13 protein-coding genes are annotated in these 20,428 nt (G+C 58.2%); 6 read left to right on the top strand and 7 right to left on the bottom strand.

The genetic code is table 11. The annotated features are described in order from the left end of the window. Positions 1-277: 277 nt before the first annotated feature. Positions 278-640 carry a hypothetical protein gene (locus KUV51_RS11055; protein ID WP_222521681.1) on the bottom strand — a complete coding sequence of 121 codons (363 nt, stop codon included), beginning with the start codon at positions 638-640 and terminating at the stop codon, positions 278-280. A 141-nt stretch (positions 641-781) separates the two neighbouring features. Next, complete coding sequence (locus KUV51_RS22275) at positions 782-4,087, bottom strand: M10 family metallopeptidase C-terminal domain-containing protein (RefSeq protein ID WP_410001075.1); 3,306 nt, start codon at positions 4,085-4,087, stop codon at positions 782-784. A 1,538-nt stretch (positions 4,088-5,625) separates the two neighbouring features. Between KUV51_RS22275 and KUV51_RS11045 the strand changes: the two genes are divergently transcribed. From KUV51_RS11045 to KUV51_RS11035, 3 genes are read left to right on the top strand one after another with little or no spacing between them, the layout of a single operon-like run. Next, positions 5,626-6,810: a LeuA family protein gene (locus KUV51_RS11045; protein ID WP_222521680.1), complete on the top strand. Its 1,185-nt coding sequence runs from the start codon at positions 5,626-5,628 to the stop codon at positions 6,808-6,810. A 36-nt stretch (positions 6,811-6,846) separates the two neighbouring features. Beyond that, positions 6,847-8,736, top strand: coding sequence for a DNA/RNA non-specific endonuclease (locus KUV51_RS11040; RefSeq protein WP_222521679.1), 1,890 nt, complete (start codon positions 6,847-6,849; stop codon positions 8,734-8,736). A 33-nt stretch (positions 8,737-8,769) separates the two neighbouring features. Beyond that, the gene (locus tag KUV51_RS11035; protein ID WP_222521678.1) at positions 8,770-9,456 is read left to right on the top strand and encodes an N-acetylmuramoyl-L-alanine amidase; all 687 of its coding nucleotides are present in this window, start codon (positions 8,770-8,772) and stop codon (positions 9,454-9,456) included. A gap of 140 nt (positions 9,457-9,596) precedes the next feature. Here KUV51_RS11035 and KUV51_RS11030 read toward each other — a convergent pair whose 3' ends face one another. The 3 genes from KUV51_RS11030 to KUV51_RS11020 form a co-directional block, all read right to left on the bottom strand. Then, the gene (locus tag KUV51_RS11030; RefSeq protein ID WP_222521677.1) at positions 9,597-10,709 is read right to left on the bottom strand and encodes an amidohydrolase family protein; all 1,113 of its coding nucleotides are present in this window, start codon (positions 10,707-10,709) and stop codon (positions 9,597-9,599) included. A gap of 93 nt (positions 10,710-10,802) precedes the next feature. After that, positions 10,803-11,045 carry a hypothetical protein gene (locus tag KUV51_RS11025; protein WP_222521676.1) on the bottom strand — a complete coding sequence of 81 codons (243 nt, stop codon included), beginning with the start codon at positions 11,043-11,045 and terminating at the stop codon, positions 10,803-10,805. A 65-nt stretch (positions 11,046-11,110) separates the two neighbouring features. Further along, positions 11,111-12,319 carry a S8 family peptidase gene (locus KUV51_RS11020; RefSeq protein ID WP_222521675.1) on the bottom strand — a complete coding sequence of 403 codons (1,209 nt, stop codon included), beginning with the start codon at positions 12,317-12,319 and terminating at the stop codon, positions 11,111-11,113. A gap of 342 nt (positions 12,320-12,661) precedes the next feature. On the opposite strand from KUV51_RS11020, the gene KUV51_RS11015 reads away from it, so the two are divergent. The 3 genes from KUV51_RS11015 to KUV51_RS11005 are packed head-to-tail and all read left to right on the top strand — an operon-like array spanning position 12,662 to position 15,672. Further along, the gene (locus KUV51_RS11015) at positions 12,662-13,237 is read left to right on the top strand and encodes a MarR family winged helix-turn-helix transcriptional regulator (protein WP_222521674.1); all 576 of its coding nucleotides are present in this window, start codon (positions 12,662-12,664) and stop codon (positions 13,235-13,237) included. A 10-nt stretch (positions 13,238-13,247) separates the two neighbouring features. Further along, positions 13,248-14,414, top strand: coding sequence for a P-loop NTPase (locus tag KUV51_RS11010; RefSeq protein ID WP_222521673.1), 1,167 nt, complete (start codon positions 13,248-13,250; stop codon positions 14,412-14,414). After that, positions 14,407-15,672, top strand: a complete 1,266-nt coding sequence (locus KUV51_RS11005; RefSeq protein WP_222521672.1) for a DUF6522 family protein — start codon at positions 14,407-14,409, stop codon at positions 15,670-15,672. Before KUV51_RS11010 ends, KUV51_RS11005 begins: the two co-directional genes overlap by 8 nt. A 97-nt stretch (positions 15,673-15,769) precedes the next feature. Here the strand turns inward: KUV51_RS11005 and KUV51_RS11000 are convergent, their stop codons facing one another. Both KUV51_RS11000 and KUV51_RS10995 read right to left on the bottom strand, forming a co-directional pair. After that, positions 15,770-18,907: an efflux RND transporter permease subunit gene (locus tag KUV51_RS11000; protein ID WP_222521671.1), complete on the bottom strand. Its 3,138-nt coding sequence runs from the start codon at positions 18,905-18,907 to the stop codon at positions 15,770-15,772. Continuing rightward, positions 18,904-20,067, bottom strand: a complete 1,164-nt coding sequence (locus KUV51_RS10995) for an efflux RND transporter periplasmic adaptor subunit (RefSeq protein ID WP_222521670.1) — start codon at positions 20,065-20,067, stop codon at positions 18,904-18,906. Before KUV51_RS10995 ends, KUV51_RS11000 begins: the two co-directional genes overlap by 4 nt. Positions 20,068-20,428 lie beyond the last annotated feature (361 nt).

The raw sequence follows: 20,428 nt of genomic DNA, 5'->3' as shown, positions 1-20,428 counted from the left end.
CGCACCGTATGCCCGGGCAGAATGAAGCCTGACCGAGTGCGCGACCGACCCTTTCCTGAAAACCCAAGCAAAACTCGTTGGAAACGGTTTTCCGAACTGTAGCCGCTGCTCAGTGCAATCAAGCCATCAATTTATGATGTAATCGGTTCGGCCCATCGCCCGATATCTTACTGGTAACCCCAACTGGCAACCGCCAAGCGTCGCAAGCGACGGACAAAAATCGGATGTTTGACAATGGCATGACTTTTGCTCAGCCGCGCTGCCCGAGTTTAACTCTTCAATACATCACCTTGTTCAGTGTGATGGAAATGGGTTGCCCGGCGCGGACTTTTGCACTGCCACGGGCCAACAGCCAGCCGTCTTCACGCTCCAATTGCGCGACAATCCGAAGGGTTGGCGACGCGGAATAGCTTGCAGACCATGCGAGCGGGAATTCGATCTGACGTGACTTGCCATCACTATCGATGCTCACTTCGTGGTCGGCGAGCCGCCTTTCGGTCTGAATGGCAGTGTCCTCAGCGAAGATCTTGATCCGGCCTGCCGGAATGACTTCGCCCCCTGCAAATGTCAGGCCACCGCGGAAATCTTTCGATTGGGCATCTGCGGTTCCTGTCAAAATAGCTCCTCCCAGCATCAGCATCCCGACAAACAATGTGCGACGATTGAAACAGAGCGTCATTTCGGCATCTCCTTTGTCAGTGTCGTCATCCTTGCTGGCTTGGCGACAAGGCGCCTGCGGGCACCGGAAGGGGTGCACTGAACGCACCCCTTCCGTTTTGCGTCAGATGATGACGAAGTCGTCCGCAGACAAGTCCAGGTCGCTGTCCAGCCGTGCAAACTGGATCGCTTCACCGTCACCTGAACCATCCGCATCATAGAACAGCGCACCTGTGTCCGTGTTGTAGATGATGCGGTCATCGCCGTCGCGGGCAAGCCCTGCGGCGCTGCTGTGGAATGAACTGAATGACAGCGCGCCTTCGCCGCCCAACTCCAGGAAGATCCGACTGTCGAGAAGGATCAGATCCTCATCGGTCTCGAAGTCCCTGATCCGGTCGATGTTTCCATCCCCAAGCTCTGTCGAGAAACGGAATGAGTCATCTCCCAGTCCACCCGTGAGCGTGTCGGCCGCAAGCCCGCCATCAAGCAGGTCGCTGCCGCGTCCGCCTACGAGAACATCTGAACCAGCCTCACCTGGTTCGGCAGGCGCGGGCGGGAACTCAACCGAGACATTGAGCGTGTATGTCGACCCTTCGGGAACGACTTCCGTCCAACCGCCTTCTTCGGACTCCGCCGTCCAGCTCCCTTCTACGATGTAATAGGTGCCGGTTTCTTCGACGACAAAGACGGTACTGGAGTCGCGTATGGAGGTCGACCCCGGGTCACCGCCCCCGTCGTCATTTTCAGCAACGATATTGCCATTGCTATCCAGAAGCCGAACCCAACTGTCATGGACATTCGGGTCTTCAATACCATCGATGTCGATGGAAATGACGGTGCCCGCAGCAAGGTCGATGCTGTAGTAGCCCGCCTGGCCGTTCCCAGTCGCATTGACCGTGGTGTGGAGAACAGTTGTCGAGTCAAAGATGTTCTCGTCTTCCTCGAGCGAGAAGTTGTCCGAGATATCGAACGCCGTCGCAATCGAGTTGTTGGTCGCATCCTCATCCAGCGTGGTGTAGCCCGTGCCCATGCCCGGTGTTGGCAGCGAGTCGTCCTCGTAGGCGAAATCCCCGAGTATGGTGTCATCTCCGGCCCCGCCACGCAGAGTGTCATCGCCGCCCTGCCCAGTCAGAACATTGCTGGCCTGGTCTCCGTGGATTGCATCGTCAAAGCCGGAACCGGAGAGGTTTTCGATGGAGACAAAAGTGTCACCTTCGGGTGCCTCGTGGCCCAGATTCAGTAGAACCCCACTGGTCGCATTGAAGTAGTCTGCCGTATCGCTGCCGGCCCCGCCATCCAGCAAATCACTGCCGTCACCACCCGTGAGCGTATCGTCGCCCGCACCGGCAGAGAGCTCATTCGCCTGGTCATCACCGATCAGCCAGTCATCGTGGAACGAACCCTCGACATTTTCGAAGCCGACGAGGATGTCATTTTCAATTGCAGTGCCGCGACCCACGATCTGAACAGGTCCCGTGGCGTCGCCGCCCGTGGCCATGCCGTTGGCAAGATCGACCGTAACGCCGCTTGAACTGTTTCTGTAAACAACCGTATCGATGCCCTCACCGCCGTCGAGGTAGTCCTGACCTGACCCGCCGATGATGACGTCATCGCCGCCTTCACCGTACAAAATGTCGCCATCATTTCCGCCGTCCAGCGTGTCATCGCCGTCCCGACCGTTAAAGACATCACCGCCACCCTGGCCGATGAAGTGGTTTGCCGCGGACGTTCCGATGAAACGGTCGATCCTGTCATCGGATCCGATCAGGCCCTCGATATCATAGAACGTGTCGCCCGATGCCGTGCCACCATTGGCAAAGTTGGTTTCAAGATTCACGATGAGCTGGAACGGGCTTTCACGGCTGTAGTCAACCGTATCGCTGCCCGCGCCCCCCCTGAAGACATCGACACCCGCCTGGCCGCTCAGTACGTCGTCACCATCGCCGCCGTCCAGCAGGTCGTCGCCCTGACCGCCCAGAATGGTGTCGTTGCCATCGCCACCATAGAGCGCGTCGTCGCCGTCGTCGCTTTCGGTCTGATCCTCGAGATCCTCGATGTCGATGGTGTTGTTGATGTCACGGCTCTCAAGGGAATCCGTGCCACCGATGATGATGTCATCGCCGCCAAGTCCGAAGATCGTGTTGTTGCCAGCCCCGCCATCAATCGTTTCGTCTGTGTCGTCACCGAATATGATATTGCTCCGGGTGTTGTCGCCAGATGCGGGAGCTGTGTCGTCATCATCCTCTTCCAGTTCGGCGATTGTGCTGTCGACGTAGATGATGTTTTCGACGTTTTCGATGTCTCCAATGTCCAGATCCCGAGACATCACGATGACCGTGTCGTTGCCGCCATCCGCTTCCTCGCGCACGATATCGTCGAGCGAATCCACGAAATAGGTGTCGTTACCGTCACCACCGGCCATGCGGTCGCCGCCGCCGCGACCATCGAGCACGTTGTCACCGTCATTGCCGATAATGACATCGTCATATTGGCTGCCGATCCCGTTCTCGATGTAGTATTCCGTCTCGTCCTCGTTGTGGCCCGCAAAGATGGATACATTGTTGTTGTGCCCGTTCACGCTGGAAAACTGCCCGGCGCGCATGTCCAGGATCGTGCCAGCGATCGAACCGGAAAAATCCATCGTATCGTTGCCGCCGGTGTCGTGGATGACAAAGCCGATATCGCGCTGCATCCCCGAGGAAGTGAGCTCGTAGCCATATTTGTCGCTGTTGAACCCATAGACATCATCGCCGGTGTTCAGATTGATTGTCTGATAGGTCCGCTCACCGTCTTCGTCGACGGTAGAGAAATAGGTGCGGATGACGGCCTCGATATCGCCCATCAGGGGGGTCGCCGCTGACCACCGCGTGTCCTCACCCACGTCGATCCCGTCGAAATAGGACATGACGCTGTATTGCTGGCGATCATAGATCCAGGTGGCGTTGTTCAGATAGTTGATCTGCACACCGCCGGGGCCGCTGTAGTTATAGAGCCCGGGGTGGTTCAGACCAAATTCATGGCCAAATTCGTGAATGAACGTGTCAAAGACATAGCCCCCGATGTCAGTCAGGTTGGGCTCTGTGTCGTGAAACCGCTGCCCGACGCTGATGTAGCGGTCAGAGGAAAAGGCGCTGCCGTCGGATTGCTCGCCGATCTCCGGGCTGACAACCTCCATCCAGTCCGTATCCGGATCGTACGGCGTGTCATATACGATTTCGAACTCGAATGGTGTGACCGCCGCCCACATCTCGAGCGCGCCAACGGCGGCTTCCTGGTAGTCGGGATGGTTGCTAAGTTCGGATACGTTGATCCGAAGTGGTTCTGCGGCAATATCCGGCGTCAGGCTGCGCGGCAGTGCACCGAGATAGTCGAGATAAGCCTCATAGTCGTCACTTTTTCCAAAAGGGTTGTCCGGCGTCTGATCATTGATCCACCACGCCTCATCGGCGCTGTCTGAGTTGATCTGCAGGTTGGTCGCCACTTGTTCCGATCCGTCACCTGTGGGTGTATCCGGTGCCTCGGCCGTATTGGCGGTTTCTGTGGTTTCGGTGGTGTCATCTGCCTCGACAGGGCTTGGGTCTGTGCCACTCAGAGCCTCCTGATCGGTCATCACCTCGCCCAAGACCACTTGCAGACCAGTCTCTGGCAAACCGATCTTTCCAAATGAAGTTTCTTGTTGGGGTCCGTACCCCAGTTGGCACATCATGCACATCTTCGGACTATCCTTTTTCTTGGAGACTTGGGTGTCGTGATTCAGCGCGCCGGAAAAACAGATGACGATCAGTGGCTGTGCTGGTCACGTCGAAAAATGATTGGTTTCCTTCTATTTGAGGCGGTCAATTGAAGCCGCGCGCGGCCATCGTTTGGGACTCCTCTACCGGCAACCGCAGGCCGCTACGGTCGTTCGGGATTACCGGCGCCGGTGATCAACCAACGTCGCTGTGACGGATTTCGGGGACAAAAGACTGTCTAAAAAGTGACACCTTCATCACTGGACGATGTGGCGTTTCTTATGCTGGGAAAATTCCACCTATGCTTGAACTGTCGATATTTGGTCGTTCAATTCAACTGGAAATCTTGATCACGGCGCCATCGGCGAAAGTTGGCTTGGCAACGGACATTTCCGCGGAGAGTGTCGCCTTTTTATTGGGCCAAACAGGGTCCGCCACCTGATCAGCCGAAGGGATCTGGTTTTCGCGGGATGCAATGTCCGATCACTTTGATTGGGAGATGCAGCCGGACATTGTCTGCAGGAGCTTTGCGGATGGCCGGGGTTCGTGACCAGAACACCTTACATGTTCAAAAATGGCGCACATCACAGTACTCCGGCGCCGAGATACGCAAGCGCTCATGGGAGCGACCTGGCCAAAGGCTTTTTGAAGCGGCCACAAGTTTGCCCTCCCGCCATTTCTCAATCGAGTAACGGGCGCTTGCAAACCTTTCGAACAGGGTCAGATGTCACGTGTTGCATGGCAGTATCGATGCGCATGTCCTGATCTCATCTGACGACATCAACCGCCTTGACCTTAACCAGATCGCAATCGCGACATTTGCCGTCAGTGGTTGGGTTGAAGGAAACCAAACCGCCATGGTTCTTGGCTAGCTTTGTCCAGGCGGGTCGACCAGACGAACTCAGGTTGTCGTACGCGTTTTGGCAAATGACACGGCGCTTTTTTCAGCCTGATGGCTGCGCTGCCTCCTGCTTGGTTGGGACGCCGCATCCCGCCTGCATGACAGTCAGATGAACTACCGCTGAACGCAAACTAAATCCCGCATTAAGGGAAAATTTTGCCTCTGCTCCAGCTCCCTCACTTGCCTATATGACGATTACGCCCGGCACGTGACGACCTTGTTCGGCCACGATTGTTCACATGATCACGCCGCCATTACCGACGGATCGGGCGTCGCTCCGGGAGGCGAGTTCTTGCTCCCGAGATGGTCCGTCGACTTTCGAATTGCCCTGGCCCAATGGGAATGAAGGAAGGTGAGAACATGGAGATCTTCGAGACGACCCTGCGCGATGGCGAACAGCAGGCCCATCTACACTTTACTGCGAAGCAGAAGGGAGAAATGGCGACCCTGCTTGAGCATTTGGGTGTGGATGTCATTGATGCAGGGTTTCCCGCCGCATCAACCGTGGATTTGGAAGGCGTCCGACACATCGTCGATCAAACGGACACGGTCAGGCTGAGTGTCCTGACCCGACCGATCAAGAAGGATATCATACGCGCTGCCGCCGCCCTGAAGGGCGCGATGCACCGGTCGCGGATTGCAACCTCCGCACGCCCTTTCGACATGAAGTCGACCAGTGGACTGCGGGCCCATCATGCCCGCAAGAAGACAATTGAATGGTCGACGCAACTGATGCAGGAGGCGCGCGTCCATTTCCCCGAAGTGCAATACTATGCCATCTGCGCGGGCAATCGGGACATTGGGTTTCTGACTGATCTATGCGCATCGGTCGCCGACGCCGGGGCGACGCACATCGTTGTCGCCGACACACTCAGTACACTGGAACCCAACAGCTTCGGGGCTTTGGTCAGTCGTATGAAGGCTGCGCTACCTGCCGACACCACCTTGGGTGTGCATTGCCACAACCAGCTTGGTCTCAGCCTTGCCAACACGATTTCCGGCGTTGTGGCCGGTGCGACCCAAGTCGAGGTCACAATCGGCAACACCGGCGACGGCGGCGGGAACGCAGCATTGGAGCAAGTGTTGGCTTATGCGAGCTACTTCGGTGCAGACGACCCGCGCTTTGCCAACCGCTGCAAGACCGAGATGGTGGCGGAGGTCGTCAATGCATTCATCGACCGCACCGGAATGAAGTTTTCACCCAACAAGCCACTGATCGGAGACATCAGCTTCCTTGTTGAGACCGGTATTCACCAAGCCATTCCATCGGACATCATGCGCCATACCTTCCACCCGGAAACGGTTGGCCGCCGTGCCGAGATCACCATAGGTCGCCACAGCGGTATCGCTGGTATCCTCGAACAACTGGAAAAGATGAATATGCGCCCCAAAAACGTGGATCAGCGGCTGCTTTATCAGCAGGTGATGCATGCGGCACAAAGATCCGGAACTGTTCCAAGTCGCGAGCTGGGCCAGATCGCCAAGTCGCTGATGACCCGCGCAGACGCCGAAAGACCATGAGCTCTGATCACGTTCCATAGCACCGGAGGATTTGACATGGCCAAGTCACCGACTTCCAAGAAAAAGACAGACATGATGCAGGCGCTGCGCCACTTCGTGCGATCGCGCGGGGCGGCCTATCTGAATGATCCGAATGTTACGTCGATCGGCATTGGGCGGAAGAATGGCGATGGCGATATCAGCGTCATTTTCACAGTGCGGGAAAAGGTGGAGCCTTCGGCGCTCGAGGGACTTGGATCCACAGCCTTGCCGGAAAGCATCGAGGCGGATGGTGTTTCTGTACCGACGGATGTGGTCCAGCGGGATTACAGACCAGCCTATACAATTGTCGAACAAGGTCCTGAATCCGTTCTCAAATCGCGGATGGATCCGCTAGTGCCGGGTGCCAGTGTAAGCCACGCAAATGGCACGGCGGGGACGTTGGGTGCCATCGTCTTCGATCAGGGGACCGGCGCGCCCTGTATCCTGTCCAATTGGCACGTACTACACGGTGCCTCAGGCCAGATCGGGGATGTCATCGTCCAACCGGGTCCGCACGACGACAACAACGTCGCGGGAAACGCCTGTGGGGAACTTCTGCGCAGCCACCTGGGTGTTGCGGGTGATTGTGCGCTGGCCCGGATCACGGATCGGGGGTTTGATCGGGCGGTGCACGGGCTTGGTGCAGTGCTGTCGCAAATGGCAGACGTGGACCTGGATGACACACTGGTCAAAACCGGGCGGACCACCGGGACCACCTATGGCAAGGTGCGTCGAACCGACGTGATCGTGCAGATAGATTTCGGTGACCAGATCGGGCCGCAGAACATCGGTTGCTTTGAAATTGGCCCGGATCAAGATTTTCCCGCCGAAAACGGTGAGATCAGCATGGCAGGCGACTCAGGTTCGATCTGGATCATCGCCAAAAAGGATAAGGCGACTGACATCTTCGCTGGCTTGCACTTTGCTGGCGAAGGCGACAACAGCCCGGACGAACACGCGCTGGCCTGCTATCCCCGCTCGATCCAAAGCAAACTTGGCTTCACGCTGACGCCACCAAACAAGACCCCGGAGGAGGACGTGTCGCAGGAGACGGATGGCCCGGCAGGGTATGACCCCGACTTTCTGGGCGTGCCAGCACCCATGCCCGAGCTGTCACTCGCCTTCAAACGCGACGCCGTCAATTTCGGCAAGGCCCAGACCATCCCATACACCCACTTTTCCGTCTGCCAGAGCGCCAAGCGGCGGCTTGCACGGTTCGTCGCATGGAATACCGACGGCTCGAACAAGGTCCAGCTCGGGCGTCACGACTTCAAACTGGACGAGCGCATAGGCACAGAATTCCAGCTGGACGATGCGCTTTACGCCAACAACAGGCTGGACCGCGGCCACATCGCGCGCCGGGCGGACCTCGCTTGGGGCACCGTCGAAGAAGCGAAACAGGCCAATGAGGACTCATTTTTCTTCACCAACATCGCGCCACAGCATGAGCGCTATAACCAGTCCGGCAGAGGTGGGATCTGGGGTCGGCTCGAGGATCTGATCCTGGAGGAAGCTGACATGCAGGGCATCCGCATTTCGGTGCTGGGCGGGCCTGTGTTCGCGGACGACGATCCCAGTTACCGCGACGCCCTTATCCCACGCAGTTTCTGGAAATTGGTCGCGTATCGCGGTTCGGACGACGCACTGCACGCTGCGTGTTTCGTCTTGTCCCAAAGTGATCTTCTGACCGACATCGAAAGCATTGATTTCGATCCGTTCCAACTGTTCCAGGTCTCTGTCGCCGAGCTCGCCGACAAGACCGGCCTGGGGTTTGACGCTTACCGCGATGCGGACATAACCAGCCATCCGGAGCACCTGAGCAAGACACGTGCCGAAGTGCTGGCAGATGTCGATATCTCCTCAGCAGTCCGGGAGATCCGACACGAACGGGAGATCGCATTCTAGGTTTTGATCGTTGCGCAAACGAAAGGCAGGACCATGACGGACATTGTCATAGATGCAGGACATGGCGGAACCGAGAATGTTGGCGGATCCAGCTGGAACAACGCCGTGGGACCGCGCGGCACCTTGGAAAAGACCCTTACACTGGAAGTCGCAACGCGGATGGCGCAGCAGTTGGCCAACGTGACGCTCACAAGGTCGGAAGACGTCAACCTGGGGCTGGCAGCGCGGGCCGATGTTGCGCGGGCTGCAAGGGCACGCTTTTTCGTCTCCATTCATTTCAACGCATCGCTTGATGGTCAGGCGCAGGGGACGGAAACTCTGGTCCATACCAACTACTCGACCGCGTCGGCACAACTCAGCCTGCTGGTGCAGGACAGTCTTTTAAAAGTGACACAGTTGCGCGATCGCAATCGCGCCTTTGATCCCTCCGGCATCAAACCCATGCCGCTGGGTGTGTTGAACCCGCAATACCATGATCCCGACACCGCAGCGTGTTTGGTCGAAGTCAGTTTTCTGGATCGGGCCGATGAAGAACAGCGGTTGCAGGATCCAATCTATCTGGATCGCATCGCCGAGGCCATCGGTGACGGCGTCAACGCCATGGCGGAGGGAGCAGCACCGCCGTTGGTGCAAGAGCCGCTATGGGCCGAGCACCGTTTGCTGGGGCACACAAGTCGGCGTTCAAAAACCAATATGCGCAACAAGGTGAAGCGAGGTTGAAGCTTCACAAAGCACGCTCCGGACGGCAACGTGATCGCCACCCTTGGCGTTGCACCCCGTAGATGTGCTTTTGGCGTGGAACAACGCCAAAGCCGCTGCACCGGATGATCATCAAATGCCCAGCGGACGTACGTAGGAAGCTACAGAAAGTGCCCCGGGTTCACGTTGGCGATCTCTCGAAAAATATCTTCTCCCAGAGTGTATCTCAGTTGCATGGACAGATATCTTTCGTCGAATTCCTCCGTTTCGGTCATGTAATAGTCCGATCCAAAGAGCGTTCTGGACCGGAGCGTGGGTTTTGCGCGCAGGATCACCGCAAGCGTTGGCAAGAACCGCTGGGTGGCGAAAATCGTGTAGGAGATGTCGGTGTAGAGGCCCGGATAGGCGCCACTTTCGATCAGTTGCATGATTTTGGAGAACCAGTTGATGTGTCGGCGGTCCTCGATCGGTGCGTCGTGCGCCGTCAGTCTCCGACCTTCGGGCCTTTCGAAATAGTCGGTCCAGTCATCCTCGCCTCCGAAATGGGCAAGGCAGATACGCAGGCCGGGATGAGCAGTGAGAATTTCCCGGTAATTGTCAGGATCGCTATAGCGTGCGGTGGCAGCACGTCGTTCGCGCCTCGAGTAAACGCCGCCTCTGGAACAATGCGTCATAACGGGCACATCGTTGGCGGCACAATATGCCCACATTGGTGTCAATCGAGGGTCCTGCGGCCAGTATCCCAGCGGGGGATACAGTTTGATACCGCGGAAACCGCGAGCATCCCGCGCGACGTCCGGGGGAATGCGGCGTTCAAGTTCCTTGATGAGTTCGCTTTCTCCATCTGGGCCACCGTAGCGCCTTGGATCGATGGCAAGGAACGGCAGGACACGTCCATTGGATTGCTGCGCCAGCTCTTCGAGTTCATCGTGCTGCGCGTCGATGTCGACCGATGGTTGCCCTGCACCCATGAACGCCATGTCCATGGGCAGGACAACAAAGCGGGTGTTTTCTGGGTAGTAGCTTTTGATGATGTGCAGAACGTCAGATTGCGCACCCTTGCCGCCCACCTCAAGGAAGTTCGCATATCGGCTGAGCCTGTCACGGTCACTGAATGGATTCAGCCCACGCAACAGCCAGACCACCAGCCGTTGAAACGGCAGAGCAGCCAGGGCTGTGGTCAAACCAAAGGGCAGAAAGCCGCGGGGCACATGATCCAGCAGGAAGGTGTGGGTGTGGCAATTGGTGATGACATATGGCGTCTCTTTCGGCATTGCGCACCCTTTCAGGATCAGCATTCGCACCGAATGCATGAGGTCGCCCTACCATGGGCGGCACCGCAATCGCGTACCCCTCATCGTCTTTGACTACTGCGGAATGTCTGGCGAAAGCGGTGGAAGCTGAACAGTGCCTTCGGGCGACACGCGCAAAACACCCTCCAGCTTCGCGAGGTCGCCTAGCACACTGTCATCACACGACCCGAAAATGGCACAGAGCATGGGCATGACCTGTTCCACCTTCAGCCCCTGTTCCGCTGCACGTTCGCAAATGACCTCCACATCGGTGCCACATGCGTCGTCGTAGATGACCTTGACCGCGATCGTTGTCATATGGTGCCTCTGCCTCTTGGCCTGCGTGACATCTTACTGCGATACATCGGATATAGGCGTGGTTCCTAGACCGTTCCAGCTACAGGCGGTGGGGATTGGACCAGTCCAGCGCCGACATCCCGCGCCTCGTCCGACAATGGGTTTACCGTTTCAACGATCTTGTCCCAAAGGGCCTGACCCCGCAGGTTCGGGTCCGACTGCGCCCAATGCGCGGCGATACCAGCAACATGGGGACAGGCCATGCTGGTGCCCGAGAGACTTGCATAGAGCTGCGGTTGAGGTACGGAAGAGAACACATCTACGCCCGGTGCAGCCACGTTCACCTCACCACCATCGGGGTTGATGCCGCCGCTGGAAAAGTCCGCCACCGCAAGTGTTTCATCGATCGCGGCGACGGCCATGATGGACGGGGCGTTGGCCGGGCTGCCCACGGGGGCAATGAACCCGGTGCGCCGCGTGCTGCTGTTGCCGGCGGCCGCGACGATCAGTGATCCGTTCTCAAGCGCGATGCGGCCCAATTCCTCATATTCTGGGGAGTAGCTTTCGCCTTCGCCCACGTCGCTGCCCAGCGACATGGAGATGACTTCGCACCCCTGTTCGATGGCCCAGGCCATGCCGGTCAGCACGTCACGTTCCCGGCCGCTACCATTGTTACCCAGCACCTTGCCCACATACAGATCGGCATCCGGGGCAACGCCGTATCGGAAATTTCGGTCCGACATGACCCCACCAACCGCGGTTCCGGCACAGTGCGTGCCGTGCCCCTGACCATCCTGCACGTCCTCGCCGGGAACAAAGCTCTCTGACACGATTGTGCGGTTGGCAAAATCGGGGTGCCGCAAGTCGATGCCGGTATCTAGAACCGCGACCTTGATCCCGGCGCCGGTATACTCGCTGACCCAGGCCCCCACAGCATCAACACCCCACGTTTTTTCATCGTCATCTTGCAGCGTCTTCAGCGCAAAGAGGTACAATTCGGGCCGCACCGAACGAATGCGATCGTCACCCATCAAACTGGCCCGCATGCTTTGCGCGTCCGTGATGCCGATCCGTGAGGACAGGAAACCGATGTTCATATGTTCCAGGACAATGCCGCCCAGATCATCGGCTTCCGGCGGCAAATGTCCGGCGCGCGGAACAAATGACTGCACAGTCGACCCGGACACGTCGCCCAAGATGCTTTGCTGTGTGGCAAGATCGACGTCCGGTTTGAACATGACAATGCTGCCCCCTGTTGTACGTGGGGATCGCATTTCGAAGGTTTTCCTGGACATGACGGCCTCCTGACTTTTTCGGCTTTTGAAGCGAGCACTTGGACACATCTAAGGCATCGGGAATCCCGCTGCCGGACTTCAAGGCATAACGGGTGCCAGTGGGCACGTCATGACGATCAGGTGAATGGCGGATGAATGTGCGGATATCCGCGGTTTTTCCGATTTAGGTCGTCGGTTTACGTGCAGAAGAGATGTCGTCTGTCCGGGCCTTCAATGCCCTTCACCACGTTGCTTACGAGCGTTTGCCAATTGCTCTGCGGTAGGGAAAGGGAGCGGCCAACTTGTATCGATCCGACATCAATCTGGTTGCCAATGTAATTTCGCTTCGCTACCATATTCAACATGGCAAATCAAAGTCAGACACCGGATCGGATCGCCGAGCTTCTCGTCCACATTGGCCGTGCGGCGCGCAGCGAGGACGCGAACACCGAATTGACGGCAGCGCAATGGACCTGCCTGCGTTTCTTTGCGCGTGCCAATGGAACAACGCGGACTCCTTCGGCATTTGCCAGCTTTCAGGCGACAACCCGAGGCACGGCATCGCAGATCATCAAATCGGTCGAACGCCGCGGGCTCATTGTCGGCACACGCTCCGAACACGATCGGCGCAGCTTTTGCTTTGATCTGACGGATGAAGGCCGCGCGATGCTGGCGCAGGATCCGCTGCGTGATCTGATCAAGGTGATTGATGGTCTTGGCGCGTCAAAACGTGACCGCTTCCTCGCGACACTTTCAGAGATTGCTTCGGCGCTGGCATTGCAGCGCGATGTCCCGTCTTTCGGAACCTGCCGTGGTTGCACCCATTTCGGCACATCTGGCGATGCAGCCTACTGCGCCTGCATGTCGGCGGAACTCGCGGCCGATGACATCGCAAAACTGTGCGCAAGCTACGTGCCGTCCGCTGCTGTGAAAAAGTAAGGAGAGCCCAATGGCGCAAGTTGACCCACTCACGGACACACGAATGATCGCCATCAGCAGCGGTAAGGGGGGCGTGGGCAAGTCCACGGTCACGGCAAATGTTGCTGTGGCGATGGCCGAAGCGGGGCTTTCAGTGGGAGTGGTCGATGCCGACATTTATGGCCCATCCATTCCGGGGATGCTTGGTATCCCGGCCACGAAACCCGCCATGACGCCCGACCAGAGGGTCATTCCCGCCGAAGCACATGGCGTGAAAGTGATCTCGATGGGTATGCTGACCGACGATGACGCCCCCGCGATCCTTCGGGGACCGATGGTCACGAAATATCTGCAAATGTTTGTACGGCAGGTCGATTGGGGCGAACTGGATGTGCTGCTTCTCGATCTGCCGCCGGGGACCGGGGACATTCAATTGACGCTGGCGCAAGCCTTCCCGCTGTCTGGCGCTGTCGTGGTCAGCACCCCGCAAGACGTGAGCCTCAAGATCGCGAGGCGCGGCATAAGGATGATGGAGCAAGTCAACGTGCCGATCCTTGGCGTGATCGAGAACATGAGCGGGTTCACCTGCCCCTCCTGTGGAACAGTCACCCATATCTTCCACCAGGGCGGAGGAGAAGCCATCGCACAGGAACTGGAAGTGGAGTTTCTGGGCAAAGTGCCCCTCGATCCCCATGTGGTTGATTGCGCGGATGACGGGCGTCCGTTGGTCAGCGCCGCGCCTGAAAGCGAGGCAGCATCAGCATATCGAGCCATTGCGATGTCGTTGACCCAGAAGGGCGAAGATGCCGCTGGCATTGCGACGCCCTTTGCCTGGTCACTGGCAAACGGGTCCGGCAAACCGGCTGCGGCAAAGGACGTGGCGAATGGCGCAGCAGACAAGCTTGTCGCGCTTGATCATGATGACGGTTTGCTGATCCTCACATGGGCCGATGGCAGCCAACAAAGGCAGAGCGATCGTGACCTCCGCCTCGCCTGCCAGTGCGCGCAATGCCGGGACGAAATAACTGGTGCGCGTCTTCTCGCGCCCGATAGCGTGGCAATGGACATGAAGATCACACGTATCTGGAGCGTCGGGAACTACGCTCTTGGTATGGCCTTCAGCGATGGTCACGACACCGGCATATACACGTTCAAGGCGCTGCGTGGGATGGCCGAGGTGGAGTTCGAAGATGTCTGACACAGTTGTCCGCCGACGCATCAGGGCGCGATCTTCGGCCCGGGATGACACTGTCATGGGCTTTGTCCTTGATACACCGATCCAGCCTGGTCGCTCTGTTCTCTTTGACCCGCAAAGCGATGCCCCTCTGGCGCACGCGCTCTTCGCAGTACCTGGCATACAAACGGTCGAAGTCGTCGATACCACGATCTGGGTAAAGAAGGATGCAAGCGCCGACTGGGCGGCCCTGAAGCCTGCTATCGCCGCGGCCATCAGAAAAGTGCTGGATGAAACCGATGCACCGCTTGGAAAAGCGGTAACGGACGAAAGCACCGATCCCGATGCGCGCTTGCTCAAAAAGGTCGAGGACATTCTGGATCGGCAGGTTAACCCGTCGGTCGCTGCACATGGCGGTCATATCGCGGCCGATCGTGTCGAGGGAGGCACGGTTTACTTGCGCATGTCAGGTGGCTGTCAGGGCTGCGCGGCATCCGCTGCGACACTGCAACAGGGGGTGGAACGGATGCTGCGCGCCGCGCTGCCGCAGATCGAAGAGATCGTTGACGTCACCGATCACGCGGCCGGAGAAAAGCCGTTCTATGAACGCGATAAAGGCGCCTCGCCACTTCTTAATCGCATCGTTCCGGACGGTGTTATCCGCCTCGATGACGGCCAGGTAACAGTTGACCCCGAGTATCTGGCACCTCGCCTCGGTCTGACAGCCGAGACGCTTCGCGACGGGTTGCGCAGCGGTGACGTTGTCGGCGTGACGGAAACCGGTGAGGGACCAGATGCGGGCAAGACCCGTATTGTCCTGCGCAGCGTGCACCGGGCATGGGCTGCAGAAGTCAATGCCAACGGGGTCGCGCGCGAAATCCCCCCACCACGGGTGGTTGAGGCTGCCGCCAACAAGGAGCAGGATCTTTCAAGTCGCGTTCGGACCCACCTTGAGACCCTGGAAGCCGATGATGCAGTGATCACCTATGGCGCACTGGCGCGGGCACTTGGTCTCTGGATGCCCGGATCAATTTCCAAGGTCACCCGCGCACTTGAAAAAACGATGCGAGAAGACGCCGCCGCAAAGCGCCCCTTCATCGCGGCCCGCGCGGTGAGCCGTGGACGCGAAAATCTACCCGGAAAAGGCTTTTTTGAACTCGCCCAAATCCTTTCTCACAGACCTTCAGACAATGAGAGCGAAGTAGAGTTTCATCGCTCGGAACTGCAGCGGTTAAGTGAAGCAGTGGCGGGAGAGGCGGGGGCCCAAAGACCATCTGTCTAGACTCAAACTCACCGATGTCACCTGACCAGCGTGGTTCTTGACCCCAACAAAGAACCAGCAGCACACGTGTTTACCTAAGTGATGGCAACTCATCAGCTTAGGCAGAAGAGTTCAGGGCATTCTTGCGCCCATTCGCGATACGCTTTCCAACCTTTCCTGTACGGAGCATCAGCATAGCGGGCGTGACGATCAGTGTCAGGATGGTCGCAACCACAAGACCACCTGCGATAGCGGCAGAAAGCTCGGTCCACCATTGGGTTGATGGAGCGCCGTAGACCACCTCTCGCTCAAAGAAGTTCAGGTTTAGGCCGATAACCATCGGCATCAGGCCAAGCGCAGTTGTGATCGAGGTCAGGACTACCGGTCGCAAGCGTTGTGCTCCTGTACGCAGTGCAGCCTCGCGCGGGGCGAGACCACGCCGGAGGAAGTCGTTATAGGTGTCGATCAACACGATGTTGTTGTTGACGACGATCCCCGCCAAAGCAATTACACCAATACCTCCCATGACCACACCGAATGGGCGCCCCGTCACGATGAGCCCAAGGAGGACGCCAGCGATGGAAAAGACGATCGCGCTCATCACGATGAACGCCTGGTAGAAACTGTTGAATTGCAGCACGAGGATGACGAGCATCAGGAAGATGGCGGCGAAGAACGCACTGATGAGAAAAGTCATTGCCTCGGCCTGATCCTCGGCCTCTCCAGCAAAACTGTAGGTGACTCCGTCCGGAAGGTCGGCTGAGTCGAGCGCGATTTGAAGCGCCGTAATCTGGTCGTTGACGAGCAGGCCAGGCGCGACATTGGCTTCGATTGTTACAACGCGCTGTTCATCGAGACGTCGGATCGTGCCAACGCGGGGGGTGGGCGCAAATGTCACAAAGTTCGATATAGGGACAAGCCCGGAGGCAGTGGGCACCCTAAGATTTCCCAGTTCCGCAAGAGTGCGCGCATCGCGAGGAAAGCGCACGCGGATATCAAGTGCGCCTTCGGCGTCGCCGGGGCGATAATCCGCTACCGTCACGCCTTGCGTCAGCATTTGTATGGCTTGGCCCAGCAAACTGACATCTGCACCGAACCGCGCCGCTTCCGCACGATCCACCAGAATCGAGACTTCAACGCCAGGGATCGACCGCGTGTCGGTGATATCGGTGAAGCCGCCTACGCGATCCATGACCTGCAAAACCGCGTTGACGCCGTCTGACTTGGTATCGACGGCGTTGGCGCGGATCTGCACGTTGATCGGTTTACCAGCGGTGGGTCCGCTGTCGGCCGTCTCCACCTGTACGTCGATGCCCGGGATATCGGCGACGTCGGCGCGGATCACCTCGCCGATCTCGGCCGCTGTGCGGCGCTTGTCCCACTCGATGAGGTCGAGCTGGATTACCCCGATCGTCTCCTCGTCTCCTTGTCCGGCAGCTATCGTGGATCGGGCATAGACACTGTCGACTTCGTCGTAGTCCAGGAGGCGGTCTTCGACGAGACGAACAAGCGCGTCGCGCTCCCAAATCGAAAAGTTGTCGCGCGTGCGCACCTGAACCGACATGAATTCCGGCTCAACCGAAGGAAAGAAGGCGAGGCCACGACCGAACTGACCGTAAGCGGCGAAAGCTCCAAGTAGCAGCGCGAGTGCGAAAAGCAGGGTGGCCGCCGGCCGCAGCAACGACCATTCCAGCGCACGCACATAAGCGCCTGTCCATCCGCCCATCTCGCGAGGATCACCCTGTTCCGCGGCCCGAAGGGCGCGTTTAGCGCGCGAGGTCTGTGGCTGCCGCCGTCCGATGATCCCGCCTGTGACGGGAATGAAGATGAGGGCCATGAAAAGCGACGCAAAGAGGGTCAATATGACTGTAATAGGCAGGAATTTCATGAATTCTCCCACCAACCCGGTCCAGAAAAGAAGCGGAAAGAAAACGCTCAGCGTCGTCGCAGTCGATGCAATGATGGGCCACGCCATCCGTTTGGCGGCCGCAGCGTAGGCTTGGCGGGGACTGGCGCCTTCCTGCAATTGTCGGTCGGCAAGTTCGACTGTGACGATGGCGCCGTCCACCAGCATCCCGACAACAAGGATCAGGCTGAAGAGGACAACAATATTCATCGTGTAGCCCATCGCCCAAAGCGCGGCGACGCCAGTTAAAAATGCGCCCGGTATGGCAAGGCCAACCAAAACGGCCGACCGTAGTCCGAGTGCGAATACGATGACGATCATCACGAGGATCACGGCAGCGATCACGTTCGCCTCCAGATCCGACAGCATGGTTTTGACGTCCTCCGACTGATCCTGAAGATACGTTACCTCCATGCTCTCCGGCCAATCCTGGCGAGCGTCTTCGATGACCCTTCTGACGTCTGCGATTGTGTCGATGATGTTGGCCCCAGAGCGTTTCACGACTTCAAGAGACAGGGCCGGTTGGCCATCAATTCGCGCAAAGCTCGTCGGGTCCTCGAACGTGCGCCGCACACTGCCCACATCGGCGAAGGTGACGACCGTATCGCCGCGCACCTTTACGGGCAGTGCCATGACGTCTTCGATATCCTCAATGAGCCCCGGAACCTTCAGGCCAATGCGTGCCCCGCCTGTTTCGATCGCACCGGCGGCGATCAGGCTGTTGTTGCGTTGAAGTTGGGTGATCAGCTCATCAAAGCTCAGATTGTAGGTCTGGAAGACCGTCGGATCGATCAAAACCTCAAGGACTTCTTCCCGCTGACCACCAAGGTCGATCTCGAGAACTCCCGGTAGTGCTTCGAGCGCATCGGCTGTGTCCTCCGCGATGGTGTTGAGGGTACGTTCGGGAACAGGACCGGACAGAACAATGGTGATGATAGGGAACAGAGCGGTGTTTATTTCGGTGATTTGAATGTCATAGGCGTCGTCCGGCAAATCGCCTTCAACCTTGTCGGCTGCTTCCCGCACCCTGTCGAGCGCCTCGTCTATGTCGCCACCCGCCGCGAATTCGAGTTGGATCGATGCAAACCCCTCTGAAGCATCCGATGACATCTCCTCGAGGTCTTCGATGGCACCAAATTCAGCCTCCATCGGTTCCAGCAAAAGCCGCTCGGCATCAGTGGGGCTGATCCCGTCCAGACCTGTCGATACATAGACAAGCGGGAGCGGTACCTCGGGGTTCGACTCCTTGGGGATCGAGATATAGGCAATTGTTCCGACGATCAGCAGCATGACAAGTGCCATCATCACGACGCGCGATCTTGAAAAAGCGGCCTCGATGATGGTGTTCATCGCACGACGTCCTGCGCTCGGGAGCTATCCATTGTCTCAATTGCCGGTTCGGCACGCACGACCTCGCCATTCTGCACGAACCCCTGCCCGATCGTGATGATCTCAGCGGGATCGGGAACGCCCGTAACCCAGATCCCGTCGATCTCTGCGCGGACCACATCGACCGGATAGAAAACGACCCTATCTGCCTCGACGGTTTTCACCCCGATTTCGCCGGATGGGTCGAGTGATACGATGGAGGGAGAGATGAAGTGGGCCTGTATCTCGCCGGTAGGAATGGAAACCTCGGCAGAAATCCCGGCCGCAATCGCACCGTCTTCGTTCGGGACTTCGATTTCGGTCAGGAAGGTGCGGGTATCGGAAGACGCAGCAGATCCGACAAACGTTACCCGACCGGTCCGTTCTTCGCCGGTAATGAATGTGACGGTAGCGGTCTGTCCGTCCCTGATCCTGGTCAATTGCTGCTGCGGCACCTGAATGGCGACAGTCAGGGGCTGATTATCGACCAGACGGGCGACTTCCGCGCCGGCCTGAATGAACTCACCCTCGTCCAAGCTCATGGTCTCAAGGCGTCCGGCGAAGGGCGCAACGATATCCGTGCTTTCCAAGGCAGTTTCGGCCGTGACCAACTGCGCCTGTGCCGCTGCGAGGTTGGCCCGGGCCTCCGAAACACGATCCTCGGTGGCGACCCCCCGCGCGCGCAGGTCTTGCGCATTGTCAAATTCCCGCTGGGCACGCGACACTTCCTCTTGCGCGCGCTCTACATCGGCACCCTCACGCTCCGTCGAAAGCCTTGCGATAACTGTATCGGCCTCGACGAGCTGCCCCTTATCGACGAAAACCTCAGCCACATCGCCGGACGCCTCTGCCCGGATCATAGTGTCCCGATCAGGCAACGCCTGCCCCTCAGCTTGAAAGGTAAGGACCACCGACTCCGACACGGACGTTCTAACGGCCACGGCGATCGCCTGGCGCTCCGCTTCTGCCGTTCCGTCAGAATTGTTCTCGCTCGGAAAGAAAAAGCCACTCGACATCCACGCGATGACGAGAACGACAAGCCCTCCCGCAACCCAAGTGGATCTTCGGGCACCTACGTCGTCGTCTTCGAAATGCAGAAGACCGACGTCCTCCCGTTTCGACGCTTCGTTTTCGTCGTGCATTCATCTGACCTTTGTCATTTGGCGTGCAGAGGTTTCAGATACGTTCAGTTCGGCCGAAATTTAAGAGCAAGGAGGATCACGCAGCTCTTCAATCCTCTCGATCCACCTGTCATGCAAGGGATCTATCCATCTTTTGCAATTTTGCGCTGAGGTCGCTGAACCATCGACAAAATGACCCCAAGCCGAGGGCCAATAGCGATGCGGCAGTCTCGGCACGCATCGGCGACACGTCCCGCAAGCTCAGCCAAACTCACAGATCGCGGACACGCTGTGCAAACCAAACTCCTTCCACTCCCAGTGAGTGGGTGCAGCCATGATTGATTTCCCCCACGACTGACTTTCGGAAAGGCAGGGTTGGCCA

The sequence above is a fragment of the Tateyamaria omphalii genome (assembly GCF_019802125.1).
GTDB lineage: Bacteria > Pseudomonadota > Alphaproteobacteria > Rhodobacterales > Rhodobacteraceae > Tateyamaria > Tateyamaria omphalii_B.
The sequence above is the reverse complement of the archived record's forward strand: the minus strand, read 5'-3'. Positions and strand labels throughout refer to the sequence as shown.

Excerpts from the sequence above, each read along its gene's own strand:
- KUV51_RS11055 (WP_222521681.1), bottom strand. The coding sequence starts at position 640 with ATGCTGATGCTGGGAGGAGCTATTTTGACAGGAACCGCAGATGCCCAA.
- KUV51_RS11045 (WP_222521680.1), top strand. The coding sequence starts at position 5,626 with ATGGGAATGAAGGAAGGTGAGAACATGGAGATCTTCGAGACGACCCTG.
- KUV51_RS11040 (WP_222521679.1), top strand. The coding sequence starts at position 6,847 with ATGGCCAAGTCACCGACTTCCAAGAAAAAGACAGACATGATGCAGGCG.
- KUV51_RS11035 (WP_222521678.1), top strand. The coding sequence starts at position 8,770 with ATGACGGACATTGTCATAGATGCAGGACATGGCGGAACCGAGAATGTT.
- KUV51_RS11030 (WP_222521677.1), bottom strand. The coding sequence starts at position 10,709 with ATGCCGAAAGAGACGCCATATGTCATCACCAATTGCCACACCCACACC.
- KUV51_RS11025 (WP_222521676.1), bottom strand. The coding sequence starts at position 11,045 with ATGACAACGATCGCGGTCAAGGTCATCTACGACGACGCATGTGGCACC.
- KUV51_RS11020 (WP_222521675.1), bottom strand. The coding sequence starts at position 12,319 with ATGTCCAGGAAAACCTTCGAAATGCGATCCCCACGTACAACAGGGGGC.
- KUV51_RS11015 (WP_222521674.1), top strand. The coding sequence starts at position 12,662 with ATGGCAAATCAAAGTCAGACACCGGATCGGATCGCCGAGCTTCTCGTC.
- KUV51_RS11010 (WP_222521673.1), top strand. The coding sequence starts at position 13,248 with ATGGCGCAAGTTGACCCACTCACGGACACACGAATGATCGCCATCAGC.
- KUV51_RS11005 (WP_222521672.1), top strand. The coding sequence starts at position 14,407 with ATGTCTGACACAGTTGTCCGCCGACGCATCAGGGCGCGATCTTCGGCC.
- KUV51_RS11000 (WP_222521671.1), bottom strand. The coding sequence starts at position 18,907 with ATGAACACCATCATCGAGGCCGCTTTTTCAAGATCGCGCGTCGTGATG.
- KUV51_RS10995 (WP_222521670.1), bottom strand. The coding sequence starts at position 20,067 with ATGCACGACGAAAACGAAGCGTCGAAACGGGAGGACGTCGGTCTTCTG.